This is a genomic window from Leptolyngbya sp. O-77, from assembly GCF_001548395.1.
GTDB lineage: Bacteria > Cyanobacteriota > Cyanobacteriia > Elainellales > Elainellaceae > Thermoleptolyngbya.
The window spans coordinates 2,556,787-2,571,659 of record NZ_AP017367.1; the positions used below are offsets into that span (position 1 = coordinate 2,556,787).

At 53.1% G+C, this 14,873-nt stretch carries 15 protein-coding genes; 11 read left to right on the forward strand and 4 right to left on the reverse strand.

The genetic code is table 11. The features are described 5' to 3' along the window. Positions 1-46 precede the first annotated feature (46 nt). Positions 47-640, reverse strand: a complete 594-nt coding sequence (locus O77CONTIG1_RS10940; protein WP_068510536.1) for a DedA family protein — start codon at positions 638-640, stop codon at positions 47-49. 56 nt (positions 641-696) lie between these two features. Continuing rightward, the gene (locus O77CONTIG1_RS10945) at positions 697-1,566 is read right to left on the reverse strand and encodes an alpha/beta hydrolase (RefSeq protein ID WP_068510538.1); all 870 of its coding nucleotides are present in this window, start codon (positions 1,564-1,566) and stop codon (positions 697-699) included. A gap of 294 nt (positions 1,567-1,860) precedes the next feature. Here O77CONTIG1_RS10945 and O77CONTIG1_RS10950 point away from each other — a divergent pair, with 294 nt between their 5' ends. After that, positions 1,861-2,373 (forward strand): hypothetical protein, encoded by a 513-nt coding sequence (locus O77CONTIG1_RS10950; RefSeq protein WP_068510540.1) that lies wholly within the window; start codon positions 1,861-1,863, stop codon positions 2,371-2,373. A gap of 87 nt (positions 2,374-2,460) precedes the next feature. On the opposite strand, the gene O77CONTIG1_RS10955 is transcribed toward O77CONTIG1_RS10950, so the two are convergent. Further along, positions 2,461-2,850 carry a hypothetical protein gene (locus tag O77CONTIG1_RS10955; protein ID WP_068510541.1) on the reverse strand — a complete coding sequence of 130 codons (390 nt, stop codon included), beginning with the start codon at positions 2,848-2,850 and terminating at the stop codon, positions 2,461-2,463. 259 nt (positions 2,851-3,109) lie between these two features. Here O77CONTIG1_RS10955 and O77CONTIG1_RS10960 point away from each other — a divergent pair, with 259 nt between their 5' ends. Further along, positions 3,110-3,541 (forward strand): PPC domain-containing DNA-binding protein, encoded by a 432-nt coding sequence (locus tag O77CONTIG1_RS10960; RefSeq protein WP_084782516.1) that lies wholly within the window; start codon positions 3,110-3,112, stop codon positions 3,539-3,541. A gap of 24 nt (positions 3,542-3,565) precedes the next feature. Here the strand turns inward: O77CONTIG1_RS10960 and O77CONTIG1_RS10965 are convergent, their stop codons facing one another. Continuing rightward, complete coding sequence (locus tag O77CONTIG1_RS10965; RefSeq protein WP_068510545.1) at positions 3,566-4,531, reverse strand: aldo/keto reductase; 966 nt, start codon at positions 4,529-4,531, stop codon at positions 3,566-3,568. 468 nt (positions 4,532-4,999) lie between these two features. Here O77CONTIG1_RS10965 and O77CONTIG1_RS24455 point away from each other — a divergent pair, with 468 nt between their 5' ends. The 9 genes from O77CONTIG1_RS24455 (at position 5,000) to cas5 (ending at position 14,680) form a co-directional block, all read left to right on the forward strand. After that, positions 5,000-5,377 (forward strand): hypothetical protein, encoded by a 378-nt coding sequence (locus tag O77CONTIG1_RS24455; protein WP_156435157.1) that lies wholly within the window; start codon positions 5,000-5,002, stop codon positions 5,375-5,377. A 131-nt stretch (positions 5,378-5,508) separates the two neighbouring features. Further along, entirely contained in the window at positions 5,509-6,417 is a 909-nt protein-coding gene (locus O77CONTIG1_RS10970) for a hypothetical protein (RefSeq protein ID WP_172799667.1), read from the forward strand. Positions 6,418-6,793: 376 nt separating this feature from the next. Beyond that, positions 6,794-7,795, forward strand: a complete 1,002-nt coding sequence (locus O77CONTIG1_RS10975) for a helix-turn-helix transcriptional regulator (protein ID WP_068510550.1) — start codon at positions 6,794-6,796, stop codon at positions 7,793-7,795. Positions 7,796-7,814: 19 nt separating this feature from the next. Continuing rightward, positions 7,815-8,471, forward strand: coding sequence for a type I-MYXAN CRISPR-associated protein Cas6/Cmx6 (cas6, locus tag O77CONTIG1_RS10980; RefSeq protein ID WP_068510552.1), 657 nt, complete (start codon positions 7,815-7,817; stop codon positions 8,469-8,471). After that, complete coding sequence (locus O77CONTIG1_RS10985; protein WP_068510555.1) at positions 8,461-10,737, forward strand: CRISPR-associated helicase/endonuclease Cas3; 2,277 nt, start codon at positions 8,461-8,463, stop codon at positions 10,735-10,737. The genes cas6 and O77CONTIG1_RS10985 overlap by 11 nt, the downstream gene beginning before the upstream one ends. Before the next feature lie 11 nt (positions 10,738-10,748). After that, positions 10,749-12,263: a type I-MYXAN CRISPR-associated Cas8a1/Cmx1 gene (cas8a1, locus tag O77CONTIG1_RS10990; RefSeq protein WP_068510556.1), complete on the forward strand. Its 1,515-nt coding sequence runs from the start codon at positions 10,749-10,751 to the stop codon at positions 12,261-12,263. Positions 12,264-12,291: 28 nt separating this feature from the next. Further along, the gene (locus tag O77CONTIG1_RS10995) at positions 12,292-12,678 is read left to right on the forward strand and encodes an endonuclease domain-containing protein (RefSeq protein ID WP_068510559.1); all 387 of its coding nucleotides are present in this window, start codon (positions 12,292-12,294) and stop codon (positions 12,676-12,678) included. Positions 12,679-13,145: 467 nt separating this feature from the next. Next, positions 13,146-14,006, forward strand: a complete 861-nt coding sequence (gene cas7i / locus O77CONTIG1_RS11000) for a type I-B CRISPR-associated protein Cas7/Cst2/DevR (protein ID WP_068516416.1) — start codon at positions 13,146-13,148, stop codon at positions 14,004-14,006. Further along, on the forward strand, positions 14,006-14,680 hold the full coding sequence (gene cas5 / locus O77CONTIG1_RS11005) for a type I-MYXAN CRISPR-associated protein Cas5/Cmx5/DevS (RefSeq protein ID WP_068510561.1): 675 nt from the start codon (positions 14,006-14,008) through the stop codon (positions 14,678-14,680). The genes cas7i and cas5 overlap by 1 nt, the downstream gene beginning before the upstream one ends. Positions 14,681-14,873 lie beyond the last annotated feature (193 nt).

The following is a 14,873-nucleotide window of genomic DNA, read 5'->3' on the forward strand; positions in this document are numbered from 1 at the left end:
AATCTAAAACCTAAAATCCCAAAAATCCTGAATCCAAAAATCCTGGCTATCGTTTCCGTCGCCAGAGCCAGACCCCCAGGGCGATCGCCAGCCCGACCAGAACTAGCTTGGACACCGGGCCGAGATATTGTTCAACCTGGGCGTAGTTGTCCCCCAGCAGAAACCCGACGTAGGTCAGCAGCAGCGTCCAGATCAGCGTCCCCGCAGTGGAATAGAGCAGGAAGGGGAGAAAGCTCATGCGGCCCAGACCCGCTGGCAGGGAAATCAGCGTCCGCACGCCCGGAACCAGCCGCCCAAAAAACACCGCCCGCTTGCCATATCGGTTAAACCAGGCGATCGCCCTTTGGATATCTTGCCCGGAAATCGCCAGCCACTTGCCGTAGCGATCGGCCAGCTGCATCAGCCGCCGTTCGCTGACGAGTTGCCCAATCTCATACCACAGCACAGCGCCCAGCACCGTCCCCACCATCCCCGCCGCCACTGCGGGCACAAACTGCATCTTGCCCTGCGCCACGGTAAACCCCGCCAGCGGCATGATTAGCTCCGACGGAATCGGCGGAAACATGTTTTCCAGAAACATCAGCAGCCCAATGCCCCAATAGCCGAGCGCCTCCATTGTCCGCGCCACCCACTCTGCCATTCCCGCCTCCAAATTCCTGTGCTGATTTCTAAGACTTGACCTAGATGAAGGGGGGACTAAAGTGGAACCCGCACAGGCAGATACCGATCCAGAAACTCGCGGATCGCCTGACCGTAGCCGTCGCCATCCACATCGCCAATGGCGTGGCCGCCCGTGGGCGAGATCCACAGCATTTTGGGCGATCGCGTCGCGGCATAGAGCGCTTCGCTCATGTCGGCGGGCACTTGGGCATCCTGTGCGCCGTGAGCATACAAAACAGGCACTTGCAGATGGGGCACTTTGCCGATCGAGTCAAACCGCTGGGTCAAGATCAGGTCAATGGGCAAAAAGCCGAAGGGCGTGGTGCGATAGGCCATGTCGCGGATCGAGGTGAAGGAGCTTTCCACAATCAGCCCGGCCGCACGGGGCTGGCGCACGCCCAGATCAATGGCGATCGCCCCACCCAGAGAATGCCCGTAGATTAGGATTTCCTCTGGCGCAATGCCGCGCTCTTCCGTGAGGTAGCGCCAGGCCGCGTCGGCATCTTGATAGACCGCCGCCTCGCTGGGAAACGCCCCCTCGCTCTGCCCATAGCCGCGATAGTCGAACAGGAACACCGACAGCCCCAATCGCTGCCAGCGCACGGCATAGTCCGCATTTGCGCCAATGTTTAGCCCGTTGCCGTGGAGGTAGAGCATCACGCCCCGCTGCGGCTGGCCCGGCGGCACGGGAATCCACCAGCCGTGAATTCGCTCGGCGCGATCGCCCTGCTGCACCGACAGCCACACATCCTCATAGGCAGCTCCAAAATCGGCGGGCGTTTGGGTAATCGTCGGCGATGGAAAGAAAATCATCTGCTGCTGGCGACTGGCCACCCACAGGGCGATCGCCCCATAGACAGCGGCCGCGGCGGCCACCAGACCCGAAAGATTAAACAGAAAGCGCATCTAAATGATTCATACGCAAGAGGTCACTCTCCCTAAGATACAGGGCAAAAACGGGAATCAGGGGGCTTGATTCGGTTTGCGGTGGGACTGATTTCAACGGGCTTAAATTCTTACGTCCAAATTCTTATGTCCAAATTCTTATGTCCAAATTCTTACGGCTTTCTAAAGGTTGTTTGGCGGGCGTTATGGTGGAAAATTTTAATCTGTAGACGAATATATCCAGGTAACGTGCAAGCTGCACCTGGGTACGCCTGCATCTCCAGCTAAATCCCTTTCCCCCACCAGGAGTTCCCCATGACACCCGACGATTTTCAGAGCAATCCGCAGTCTCGCATTTCCTCATCCTCTGCAGGGCTGGCGGGCGCATCGCTTTCGTCTGTCAGTCGCAAGTCTGTGTCGCCGCTGACTAGGCGGGTCGCTCGCAGCAGTTCAGACGACACCTTTGCCACGGCCCGCAGCCTGGGAACCTATACGGGCGGCCGGCTAAACCTCAGACGGCGCGACAGCTTGAGCGGTCAAGATCGGATCGACATCTTCTCGCTGACCGTGCCCAACGGCGTGTCGTTGCCTGCTGCGGCTTTCCGATTCAGCATTCAAAAGGGCAGAGTGCGCTACACGCTCCTAGGCAGCGTCCCCAGCTTTGGTATTCCGCCCCAGGCGAGATTTACCCAGGTGCTAAAAGGCCAAGGGCAGATTAACACCGACGGCGTTTCCAATACCTTTGGTGCACCTGTGGTGGTCTATTTTCAATTTGAGCGATTGGGCAAAAAGCCGACGAAGTATAACTTCCGCGTGACTTCCAGCTAAAGGGGTTTGGAGTTTGGATTGGGGATTTTGGCTTGAGTTCCATTTCCTAAATCCATCCAAAATCGACAATCGACAATCTAAAACCGCTCAACTGAGGCTGCCGCTGCGGCAACGGTTGGCGGTGTTTGCCATGCCATTGCGAACTTGGTCAACCGAGACTCGACCCCGCACGTAGGACACGCTGAGGCTGTTTTGGCTGGCGTTGTGGCTATAGCTCATTTCCCCGACTTGCCCTACGCCAGCGGCAAAGATTAGAAGTCGTCCGCTATTGCCGCCCTCGTAGACGACGTGGCCAGCGGCGCTGCGGTTGTTGCGGCGCATACAGGCAAACACTTCGCTGGAAATATTGCTGAGGCTGGTGGTTTGGGCATAGAGGGGAGCGATCGCCCCCAGGCTAAACCAGTAGACTAGGGCAGCGCCGAGGCTAAAGGAACGTCTGGGATGGCTCAATTTGATACATTTTAAGGTGATTTGCATGGTCAGGGGTGGAGGTTGGGGGCAAAGTAGAGTGGCTGGGTAGAGAGTGCGGGTGTTTCAGTGATTTGACACCGTTCGGAAAATCAAGAAGGTCTTTTCAAAAAATAATAGCCTCTAGAAAATATTAGCCGCCCGTTTGTCGAGGCGGGGCTGGAGCAATGTCAATTTTTGTGGATGTTTCTTGGATCTTCGCAAGTGCAATTTGAGAAAAGTCTAAGGTAAAATAAGCTGCGAAATAAGCCATTGGGCCGAAATTTTGATGAATCTGACGCCGCTTCCAATCATGGCGATCGCCCTCCGTCTATTGCCCCAGCAAGACCTGAAGGCAGAACTGGACGCACTAGCGATCGCCCAAAACCTGGAAGCCGCCTGCATCCTCACCTGCGTCGGCAGCCTGACTCGCGCCGTGCTGCGGCTGGCTGGCCAGAGCGAACCCACAACCTACGACGGACGGTTTGAGATTGTGTCGCTGGTGGGGCTGCTGTCGCGGCACGGGTCGCACTATCACATGGCGATCGCCGACGACACTGGGCACACCCTCGGTGGACATGTGCTGACGGGCTGCCAGATTTACACCACCGCTGAAATCGTCATCGGCATCCTGCCGCACACTCGCTTTGGCCGCGAACTCGACCCCACCACGGGCTACCGAGAACTATCTATCGAACCGCTGGAGCCGCTGACTGTTTGAGCGGCCCGCTAGTTGAGCGGCCCGCTAGCTAAAATTCCACATCACCGGATTCGCATCGGGCAGGTGATCCGTCACGCTGCGACCGATAGCATCAATGGCGGCCAAATCCTCAGGACTCAGCTGCACCGTCGCTGCTCTGGCATTGTCTACCGCCTGTTCTGCACTGCGAACGCCGACGATGGCATGGGTCTGGGGCTGAGCGAGCAGCCATGCCAGCGCCAGGTTGCCCAGGCTGGTGTGATAGCGTTCGGCGATCGGGCGCAACTGGTCTAGGGCTTGCTGAGCGCGGGCGTAGTTTTCGCTGTGAAATAGCTTATTTTTTGACCGCACATCTTCGGGCGGAAAAGTCTTATCTGTCCCGAACTTACCTGTCAGCAAGCCTTGCGCCAAGGGCGAATAAGCCAGAATGGAAATCTGATGCTCGACGCAATACGGCATGGCATCTGTTTCCACATGCCGCCAGAACAGGTTATAGGGCGGCTGTAAGCTGTCGATGCGGGCATATTGCGCGGCTTCTTCGATCTGAGCGCGGGAAAAGTTAGATACGCCAATCGCCCGGATTTTGCCCTGCTGTTTCAGGTCGTTGAGCGCCGACAGAGTTTCCGCAATCGGCACAATTTCGGTGTTGAACGCGCCGGCGGGCCAGTGGATCTGATAGAGGTCGATATAGTCAGTTTTCAGGTTTTTCAGCGAGCCTTCGCAGGCGGCAATCACCTGGTCATACTTTAAGTGATTGGCAAAGACTTTGGTCATGTATACAGCGCGATCGCGCACATCTGACAGCGCTTCTGCCACCACGCGCTCCGAGTGTCCCTGCCCGTAGACCTCTGCTGTATCCACTGTGGTAATGCCCGCCTCAAAGGCTGCCCGCAGTGCCTTGATCGTCTCGGCATCTTCAATGCCCACCCACATGCTTTTGCCAGCCTGCCAGGTGCCCGTGATGATCGGCGTAATCTGAATGCCAGAAGTGCCCAGTTCCCGTGTTTGCATGGTTTTTTGGAGAAAGATTGTTTCGCCGGTGGTGGATGCGCTTCTTACTATAGCGAGTGATCTGGGACATCGGCGCGAGGGGGCGATCGCGCACCCCTAAATGGGTGTTCGACCGATAAGGTAATGTTTAACATTTCCCGCCAGCAGCATTGTGTCACCTATCTCTTCTCTACATCATATCTTTAGACATTTTTATTTTTAGGACTACCTAACCCGGAAGCTTTTTTGCAGGGTTGGTTTCCTAAGATACTCATAAAGCGTTGGAAGTTGGCGTATCTCATCTTCTGAAACGTCCACTTCAACCACGTCTACTTCAACCGGATCAATGCCTGCGCTCTGCCTACTGACCGTAGATTCGAGCGCCGTCCCCAGACATGAGATAAATCCAACTACATTTAGTTTCTTTTTGTTGCTATGAAGGTTTCAGTTACTCACACTATCGGGTTGATTCACCTTACTTCTCTGCTGATGGTTTCGATAACAACACGCCAGGCGATCGCCCAGGAGTATTCGGGTTGCTTTATGGTGCATCCCTCTGGGCTATTGGAAGACCTGTCCAGAATGTGCGCGGTTCCAGTTATTCCTGCTGTGCAAAGCAGTACTCCTGCCAGCAGTCCGATTCCACCGTCTCGCTCGACCGTATCAAGTTTCATGCGTAGCACCCGCGTGAATCTCAGCATGCCCCGTCCCACTGTGCTACAACCTGCGGACAATCCATTTGTCAGCGGTCGCCGTCGATATAGCACGAGAAATGACGACGGAATTTGCACGTATGCTAGCGATCGGGCTAGAGATGGCAGCCGTTGTGGTAGAAGAGCATCTCAGATTCGACCGGGTGGACGATGATGCTATCGGTGCCTCTCTCTAGCTAGCGGTTGTATCAGCCGCGATCGCCCACTTTTGCGCTCCCATCCTGCCACTTACACCAATCTATGAACCCAACAATTAGTCAGATAAGACTCTCGCAGGTACCCTTTATGAAGGTAAGTAAAATGAGCTTGATGATGAGCTTGGCGGCGATCGCACTGGGTTGCCAGTCCTGGCCGGTTGCAGAGCCTTCAGCAGAAGCGCCAACTCAGCCTCCAACTGCTGAACAAAGCAACCCTTTTCGAGATGCAGTCAACAAGGCAATGGAAGCTGCAACTCTTACACAAACGGCAAAGACCCACGACGAATGGAACACCGTATCAGCAGCGTGGCAACAGGCCATTGGTCTAATGCAGGCAGTTCCCACCTCTCACCCCAGTTACGAAACTGCCCAGGCTAAGGTGGGCGAGTATCAGCGGAACCTGGAATACGCACATCAAAACACACAAAAGGCAAAACTTACTGCCCAGCGTATGAGCGAGTGTGAAGCAGCCGTGCAAGCCGCCGCACGGGTGTCGTCGATGGCAGATCAAGTTGAGGATCTTGACCCTGCGATTCGTGTTTGCCAATCCCTAAATGAACTGACGGCTGCTAGCGAGAAGTTTCCAGCGGCGTTGGATGGGGCAGATCCCAAGACTTTCATATCTAATCGCTGTCGATATGAAGAATCGTTGAAGACAACCCCAATTTGCCGAACGCTGCTGGCGGCAATGCAAACGGTTCACTACCTTGCAGTTAGACCCGGCAGCCCAGCGCCCGACGATCCGGTTCCTGTGTTTAACAAGCAAGTAATGGTGGCATTGACAGCGGCGGCGGAGTCCCAAGATCTCAGCAGAGTTCGGTCAATCCTATCTTCTCCAGACGTTGAGCGAATCCCTGGTGGCTCAATTGTGGAAGTAGTAGAAATTTCAGGAGATCTCGCACTCGTCGAGTTGAGAACTCGAGATGTCCAAGGAAACGATCTGTCGGGAGAGATTCGTGCGACCCTTTCAAGATTTGTGCAAAGCCAGCAATTTTGAGAGGAGGCTAGCTCATGCTGTGGCTTAGGGCAGCGATTAGTAAATGACACGCTGCAAAACAGGGCGATCGCTCCCTCACCTCACTTGGGTCTAGAATGGGGCGATCGCGCCACCAACTCAACCTCAGCTCACAGCTTCCGCAAAATGCCGAGGCTAAGGGTAAATTCTTTGATAATTCCTGTCTTCTCAGGGGAATTCTGTAAGAGGTTTTGCTGAGGGTATGTTTGCAGCCCAGGCAGGGATCTATTACCTGCGCCCTGCCTTAGCGTCTTGGTTCCATCTTGCTAAAAGCAAGCTGTTTATTGCTTTCTCTCAACCCGGAAGCTTTTTTGCAGGGTTGGCTGTCTAAAATCCCCTTAGAGCGTTAGAAGTTGCCATGTCTCGTCATCTGGAGCGACTCCTTCAATTAGATGAATGTCTCCGGTTTGGACAGCGCTGGACGGCGGAAACGTTGGCGCAGCGGCTGGAGGTGAGTGAGCGCACCGTACGGAACGATATTGCTTTTTTGCGCGATCGCTACGGTGCGCCACTGGAGTTCAGCAAGGCCAAGGGGTTTCATTACACAGACCCAGCATGGCGACTGCCAACCATCACGCTCAGCAAGGGCGAACTCTTTGCCCTGACCCTAGGAGCCAGAATGCTGGAGGTATATGGCGGTTCTGCCTATGCTCAGGATTTGCGATCGGCGATCGCTCGCTTGGCTGAGCGGCTGCCAGAGCAAACCTGGGTCGATCTCCAGCAGGTGGCTGAGGAGCGCATTCTGTTTCGCGCTGGCGCCGAAGTGAACCTCGACCCCGACATCTGGCATCAGCTAGAGGCTGCTTGCCAAACCCACAAAACCGTGCAGATGACCTACTACACCGCCAGCCGCAACAGCACTTCGGAGCGCAAGCTCGACCCCTACGTGCTGCATATCTACCGAGGCACCAATCCCTATGTAATCGGCTTTTGCCACACGCGGCAAGAGGTGCGCTGGTTTCGGGTAGACCGGATTAAGCACCTCCAGGTGCTAGACGAAACCTTTGTGCCTGACCCCAGCTTTGATGCCAAGGATCACCTGGAAATGATCTTTCAGCATGAAGCGGGTGGAGTGCCGCTACCCGTTGACATCTGGTTTGATGCGGCTACTGCACCCTACATCCGCGAACGCCGCTGGCATCCGACACAGGAAATTCAGGAACACCCGGACGGCTCGCTGACGCTGCGACTGGTGGTGCGGGGGCTGAATGATCTGAAGCGCTGGGTGCTGGGCTATGGCAAGGGGGCAAAGGTGCTGGAGCCGCCAGAACTGGTGCAACTGGTGCGGGATGAGGTGGAACAAATGAACTATAATTACTCGCAATTCTTAAACGAACACAACGGAATAGCTAAAGATTGACTTTAGGGAGGAAAGATCGGTGAACTTTCTAGAAATTCAATTCGCAGTCGTTGGCAAAACATTGCCCGCAGATCATGGGTATGCCCTCTATTCTGCGGTTAAAAAATCGCTGCAAGCGGCTGAAGAGCCGGCATTCCCCAGCGATTTACCACCTGAGGTTCGACTATCCAGCATTCCAGGGATACCAGATCGGGCCGGCATGATCTATCTGAATCGATACTCTCGCTTTCGGTTGAGATGTCCCTCGGAACAGGTTCAAACCTGGTATCGGAGTTTGCAAAATCAGGTGTTGGACATTCGTGGACATCTAATTCGGCTGGTGCGCCCACGAATTACTCTGCCAGAACCCAGTGAAGTGCTAGCTGCGCGTCTGGTGACGTTTAAGCTGAATGCCATTGACCACGCAGACGTACCTCGATATTTCCTAGAGTCCTGCCAAAGGGGGTTGAAGCAATTGGAAATTAGCGGGAAGGCATTTATTCCCAGTGATACTAATGGTGACCTCGCCAGGCGCAGCTTACAAATTAAGGGCAAAAAAGTCGTGGGCTATAGCGTCGTTGTTGAGAATTTGAGTGCTGAGGACTCACTGAAGCTGCAATGGTATGGATTAGGCGGACGGCAACACTTTGGCTGTGGCTGGTTTTATCCAGTGAAGGAGGACTTTGATGCCGCCTAAACCGACACCACCAAAACTAAAGCCAGATATTCTCCTAGCAAAATCCTCGCTACCAGGAAATCCTGACTGGAAAGGAACCCATCATTTGGTCGGCCACACGGCAGCAGTTGTGGAGTCAGTGACAACCCTGGTTGATACCTTAGGCTCAGATTTGCTCCAGCAGTTTGGATCGAGTCATGACTTTGAAGCCCTGGAAGCCCTGCGGGCAACGGCACGGCTGGCAGCCTATTTACACGACTGGGGCAAGGCCAATGATCACTTTCAAATGGTCGTGAGAAATGATCTGACCTCATTGCCTGCCCAATATCGGCGCAATCCACTGCAACATCCGCAGATGATTCGTCATGAGGTGGCTTCTGTATTGCTAGCCTGGGAATTCCGAGAATGGCTTGTCCAATGTCCAAATGCTGACTTGATGACGGCGATCGCCGCTGCAGGTGGGCATCATCTAAAGCTAGGTGGTAAGCAGGGTCAGAATACAAGTGAACTAGGGGAAGTTCGGGACGGCACTGGAGATACTTGCCTCTACTGGTATGTCTGTCATCCTTACTTCCGCAAGCTAATTCGCTATGGGGTTAGAACCCTAGGGCTACCTCGGAAAATTCCCGCCTTTCGGTTCTCGCAACGATGGGAGATTCACGAAATCAAGCGAGAAAAACGCCAGGCAGTCCTCGATGCGTTTGAAGCTTGGACGCCAGATGCTACATTCCTGGCGGTAGTCAAAGCATTACTCGTAGCAGGCGATGCAATCGGTTCAGCGTCAGCACAGGTTGCGATCAATATCCAGCAGTGGGCCCAAGAAGAATTGCAGAAGACCCTGACAGAGGCTGATCTCCAGCGGGTTATTGATGCACGGCGAGGTAATCATCCACTGCGGCAATTTCAAGTTGATCTGAAGGAAAAGTCTACGCGGGTAACGATGGCGCGGGCAGGCTGTGGTACGGGTAAAACCCTTGGAGCCTACAACTGGGCACAGCGCCATGGGATTGGACGCAAGTTGTTCTTTTGTTATCCGACAACGGGCACCAGCACAGAGGGCTTTTTGGACTATGTGCACAACCAAGTGGAAGCAGAGCTTTTGCACTCTCGCTCAGACGTTGATTTGGAGTTGGCCTGCACAGGTGAGGAAGTGGACAATGGCGATGCAGCAGTTAATGAGGCAGCTCAGAAATTAGATTCGTTCAAAGCGTGGGGAGCGAAGGTCAATGTTTGCACTGTGGATACCGTTTTGGGGCTACTGCAATGTAATCGCCGTCCCATGTATTGCTTTCCAGCGATCGCCAATGCTGCTTTCGTCTTTGATGAAGTTCACTGCTATGATGATGCCTTGTTTGGGGCGCTGCTGCGATTTCTCAACGTCGTTAAAGCGCCAATCTTACTCATGTCTGCCTCGTTTTTACCCGCGCAGGTGGAGGCAATTCGCAATGCAGTGGGAGAGCCTGTTGAAATTATCCAGGGACCCCAAGATATTGAACACCTGCCCCGTTATCGCTTCCATGAGCTAGCACAGCCGGACTGGGAGCGGGTCAAGCAAGAATTGGTCAATGGCGGTAAAGTCCTGTGGGTCTGCAACCAAGTGAATACGGCGATCGCTGTTTATCAGCAAGCCAAAGCCTGGGGACTCCAACCCTTGCTGTATCACAGTCACTTTCGCTATGGCGATCGCGTCGAGCATCATCGTGCGGTCGTAGATGCCTTCAAACAAGATCAGCCCGTCCTAGCCATCACCACGCAGGTAGCAGAAATGTCGCTGGACTTGTCCGCAACGCTCCTGGTAACTCAAATTGCTGACCCCGCAGGGTTAATCCAGCGGTTGGGACGGCTCAACCGACAGTACTGCGGCCATGCCCTTGATGCCCTCTTTTACCCCGATGACAAGATAGGTTTTCCCTACAGTGCAGATGAACTGGATGCGGGCTGGGCACTGGTGCGAGGGTTCTCCGGTGAAGTCAATCAGGCGCAGCTAGCTGTTTGGCTGGAGAAACTCAACATTCAAGGCATACCCAAAGATCACTTTGTCTGGCTGGATGGCAAATGGAAAACGTATCCTGCACCGTTGCGCGAGGCGGGCTATACCGTAACTGCACTGCTCGAACAGGATCAGGCGACAATTGCCCGGCTCAAATCGAGTGAACTGCCCCGATACACTGTTCCCTTACCCACCAAGAACATTAAAGGTTGGCCGCGCCACAAGAAGGGGTATTTGATTGCCCCTAGAGATCAATGGGGCTATTCATCGGAATTCGGTGCGTTTGAACTCAAGTAGGAGGTGAGATTTTGAGTCAATTTAGCTTATCGATCTTTGATCCAAACTTTCTCTTACCCCATCGAGCAGGGATTGCAGGGTTGGCCCTGGCACTATCCGAACTGGAAAGCCAACGTGGGCAGGCTCCTTTGACTTGGAAAGTCACCGATGAGGCGGTTGAACTGGAATGGGAAGGGAGCGATCAAGCCGTTGTGAAATGGCTACTTGATCGAACGTATCGGATTAATAGCCAAGGTTATCTGGAAGTTCCTGCCCTCAAGCTAGATGAGCAGGGACAATATACCTTCACGCAGGGTGTGTTATCGACTTTTCTCCAGCACTCACAGCAGCGAAAACTAGATAGTAATTCTATAACCCGCACGTTTTTGATTGATCCAGATCAGCCAGAAATTCAAATCGACGTGAAATCGCTGTTGAGTTGCTATTACACCAGTGAGATGAAGGATGCCTTTAACAATAAGGGTGCCTTCAAGAAGGAAATTGCGCTAAAGGGAAATCACTTGCCCGGACTGGTGGAATGCTTTGTCAATGGACCTTACCAGGAGTCTCCTGAAGGGTTTCTGGCCTGGCTGTTTCTGCCCCTTGCCTGTGGCTACTACAAGCTGCCACCCCAGACTGTTGGCGGCAAACTATCAGGTCGGTCAGCCCTAGTTATTCCCGATGTTCAAAACTTGACGCACTGGGTCAGCCGCCGTCGAGCCATGCCAGGGCGTACTTATCGAGACTTTCGTAGCAGTGGTGCCGGCGAATCTGCCTTGCACTTCCTGTTGCAGGAGAAGGTTGTTGAAGCAGCCCAACCATTTCGGGTGAACTACTGCGAAGTCTATCAACTGGGCAAGCAGGTTTGGGATGGCAATCAGTCCTACTTGAAACAGGCGGTGTATCGTGTGCAGGTCACTGATGAAGTGCTGCACTTGTATGAAGTGGCCCGGCAGGTCTTTCCAGCGCTCGTTCGACAAACTGAAAACGGAGAAACTTGGCTGGCTGTTTCTAAAACACTGCCCTGGATTTGTGACAACTTGATTGCTGGCAAACCCTGGTATGCAGAATTTTTTGAGTTTCGCAAACGTAACGGAGTCTATGAACGCAAAGGATTGGTAAAAATGACTGAATATCTCAATGCCGAAGAACAAGTCCTCTTTGATGTAGTGCAGGGTGCGTTTAGCAAATACCTGTACGGACAGTTTAAGCAAGCTCAAAGACAAGGTCGTTCTTTGGATTATGGGCAAGTGACCGATAAGGTGATTTATCGGTTTCAGCGTCCCAGCACGCAGCAGGAATTTGCTACAGCGTTGGTCGATTTCTTGAGTCAATTTCGCAGTAAAGCGGCTCGTGATAAAGGGCCTCAGATTTTCCACTGGGTACATCGAGAGGAAAACTGGCGGCGGGCACGAGATTTAGTGCTGCTGGCGATCGCCACCTATACCAGCAAGAAAGGGGATGCCCTTGATGGGGTAGAGGTGCCGATTGAATCTTCTGCTGAACCAGAAGGAGATGAGGCTGAGATGTTTTCGATGAGTGTGTAAAACCTACCATTATCAATCAAGGCTTGACATGGTAAAAAAGATGCTCAACCGCATTCGTGGTACTACGCCGAATATTGAGCAGGCTGCCAAGCATCTCAGAAAACACCAAACGCCAGCAGAATCCCGCTTATGGGAGGCACCAAGAAACAAAAAGCTACATGGCTTGCGGTTTCGCCGTCAACATCCTGTTGGTAACTTTATTGCTGATTTTTATTGTCCAGCATGCAAGTTAGTGATTGAGTTGGATGGAGGAATCCATGCTCATCAAGCCGACTATGACGCTGCTAGAACACAAGAGATGGCAGCTTACGGCTATCGAGTGATCCGATTTGAGAACCAGCAGGTTCTGGATGATTTGAACTCGGTACTGGATGTGATTTATCAGGAAGCACTGCATCGATCGCTGCTTGAGTAAGCAATCAACCAACAATCAACCAACAATCAACTATGGCAACCTTGCCCTGTCTATCTTGCTCTCACCCCCTCAATCTCCCTCTCGTAACTTTGATATCCATTACGCAGAAGTTCGGTGAAACTTTTGGCGTGTTGGCTAGCCCTCATCCCCCAACCCCTTCTCCCGAATTCGGGAGAAGGGGAGCCTCAAAGCCTATTCCCATCAGCCGTTTTAGGACAAGGGAACACTAGGGAGGAGCCTGAGCCAGATTTGGCCGACAGATAGCCCAAGTTTGGAGCAGGGGGAAGCTAAAAGCCTTTTTCCGGTTTGGTTCCCCTTCTCCCAACGTTGGGAGAAGGGGCTAGGGGATGAGGGCAATCAACCCCCAAACACTCGGCAATAGGTCTCGTATTGCCCAGTTGGGCAGAATGAGGTCAGTTAGCCATAATACCAACCCACAAACACTCAATTTCAAGGAGATTCAAATCATGACCAAGCACTTGTTTGCCACCATTGTCACTGCGACTGCCATTGCCGCCAACAACCGAGGCGAAGGAGATGGCAGCACCCTGTCAACGCTGCAAAAAATCACACGCGGCAATGACCAATACACCACTGTGAGTGCAGAGGCAATTCGTTGGGGATTGCGGGAGTATCTCCAAAATCACTGCAAGTCTGAAACCAACCGTACATTCGACCCCGATGTGGATAGGTACAGCTTTAAGAATGAACAGTTCAGTGCTGAAGAATACATTGACGATGATTTATTCGGCTACATGGATGCTAAGAAGGGCAAAGACAACGAAGATGCTACGACAAAGCGGCGGGGTGCCCTAGAAGTTAGCCGCGCCATCAGTCTTGACCCTTACTGGGGTGATGTTGCCTTTGGTTCCAAGGGAGGCGAAAAGGGCAAAACATCAATCCACAGCACTGAGGTTCACTGCACGGCTTACCAATACACGATCGCCCTCACGCCTGAAAGCCTAAAGAAGCCAGAACGGGCTGCGCTGGCACTGGATGCCATTAGTGCCGTGCGTCATGTCGGCGGCAACCATGCCCGGTTCTTGTATGACTTCCGCCCGGAGTCTATCGTCATTCGTGTTACCGATGATCCTAGCCCCTGGATTATGGACGTGTTTAAGCGCATTGGCGAGTCGGTGGGGTGTCCACGTCTAGTGCGCCTTGTGGAGGTAGGTGATGTTGCGGCGAGTGAGCTGATTGTGGCGGGCGAAATTGCCGATACCCCCTACGGTAAGCAGCTAGAGGCTTTAGGTGTTAAGGTCTATCGAGGGGTGAAAGAGGCGATCGCCGCTGCTAAGGAACTGCTAAGCATGGAGGTGACCGCCTAATGCAACTCTATCTCGATTGCCCCTGCACTAGCTTTCCCCGCAGCTTTGCACGGGACTATAAAGAAACCTATCGCTACCCACCGCCATCCACAGTTTATGGCCTCCTGCTATCCCTTGTAGGGGAAGTTGAGATGGACAAACATCGGGGAGTAAAGCTAGCCATTGGAATCATCGGTGATGATCCACCGATTTCTCGAATTTTGAGAAAGCAGCGGCATCATAAGTTCAGCAAAACTCACTTGGGGACTTATCCGACTGGCAAGTTCTCAAAACCCAATCATCATGAACTGCTCACGGATTTACAAGCAGTTGTTCGGATTGATTCGAGTGAGGAAGCGGGAACGGTTAAGCTAGCTGACCGAGTAGCAATCGCCCTTTCCACCCCCGCGCAAATCACTCGCTTCGGGGGGCTGAGTTTAGGAGAGTCCTGGGCGATGATTAACGGCGTGCGTGCCTATCGTGAAACCGATGGACCCATTCGCTGGCTGATTAAAGACAATCGTGGACTTATCAGCTTACCAATTTGGATCGATCGCCAAACCACCCAAGGCACTTTTCAGCGGTTTAGCCAGAGCGAAGAGTTTTGCCCAGACTGCTGGGTGACGATTCCTAAACCCGCTGCGGCACCTGATGCGAAGAAAGGGAAGCGATCGCCCCGCAAATCGCAGTCCTAGCCCACACCAAGCGTCTGAACCTTGACAACTGAATACAATACTCGTCCTACCAAAACCTTAGATGCCGTTAGGCGTTCCCTTTTACCGAGTTTTATCCTGAGTTTAGGATAGGTGATTGCAAGCGAAGAAGAATAGTAAAGAGACAGGAGGCGATCGCTCTATAAGAACGCTATACAAATATTATTCGCACATG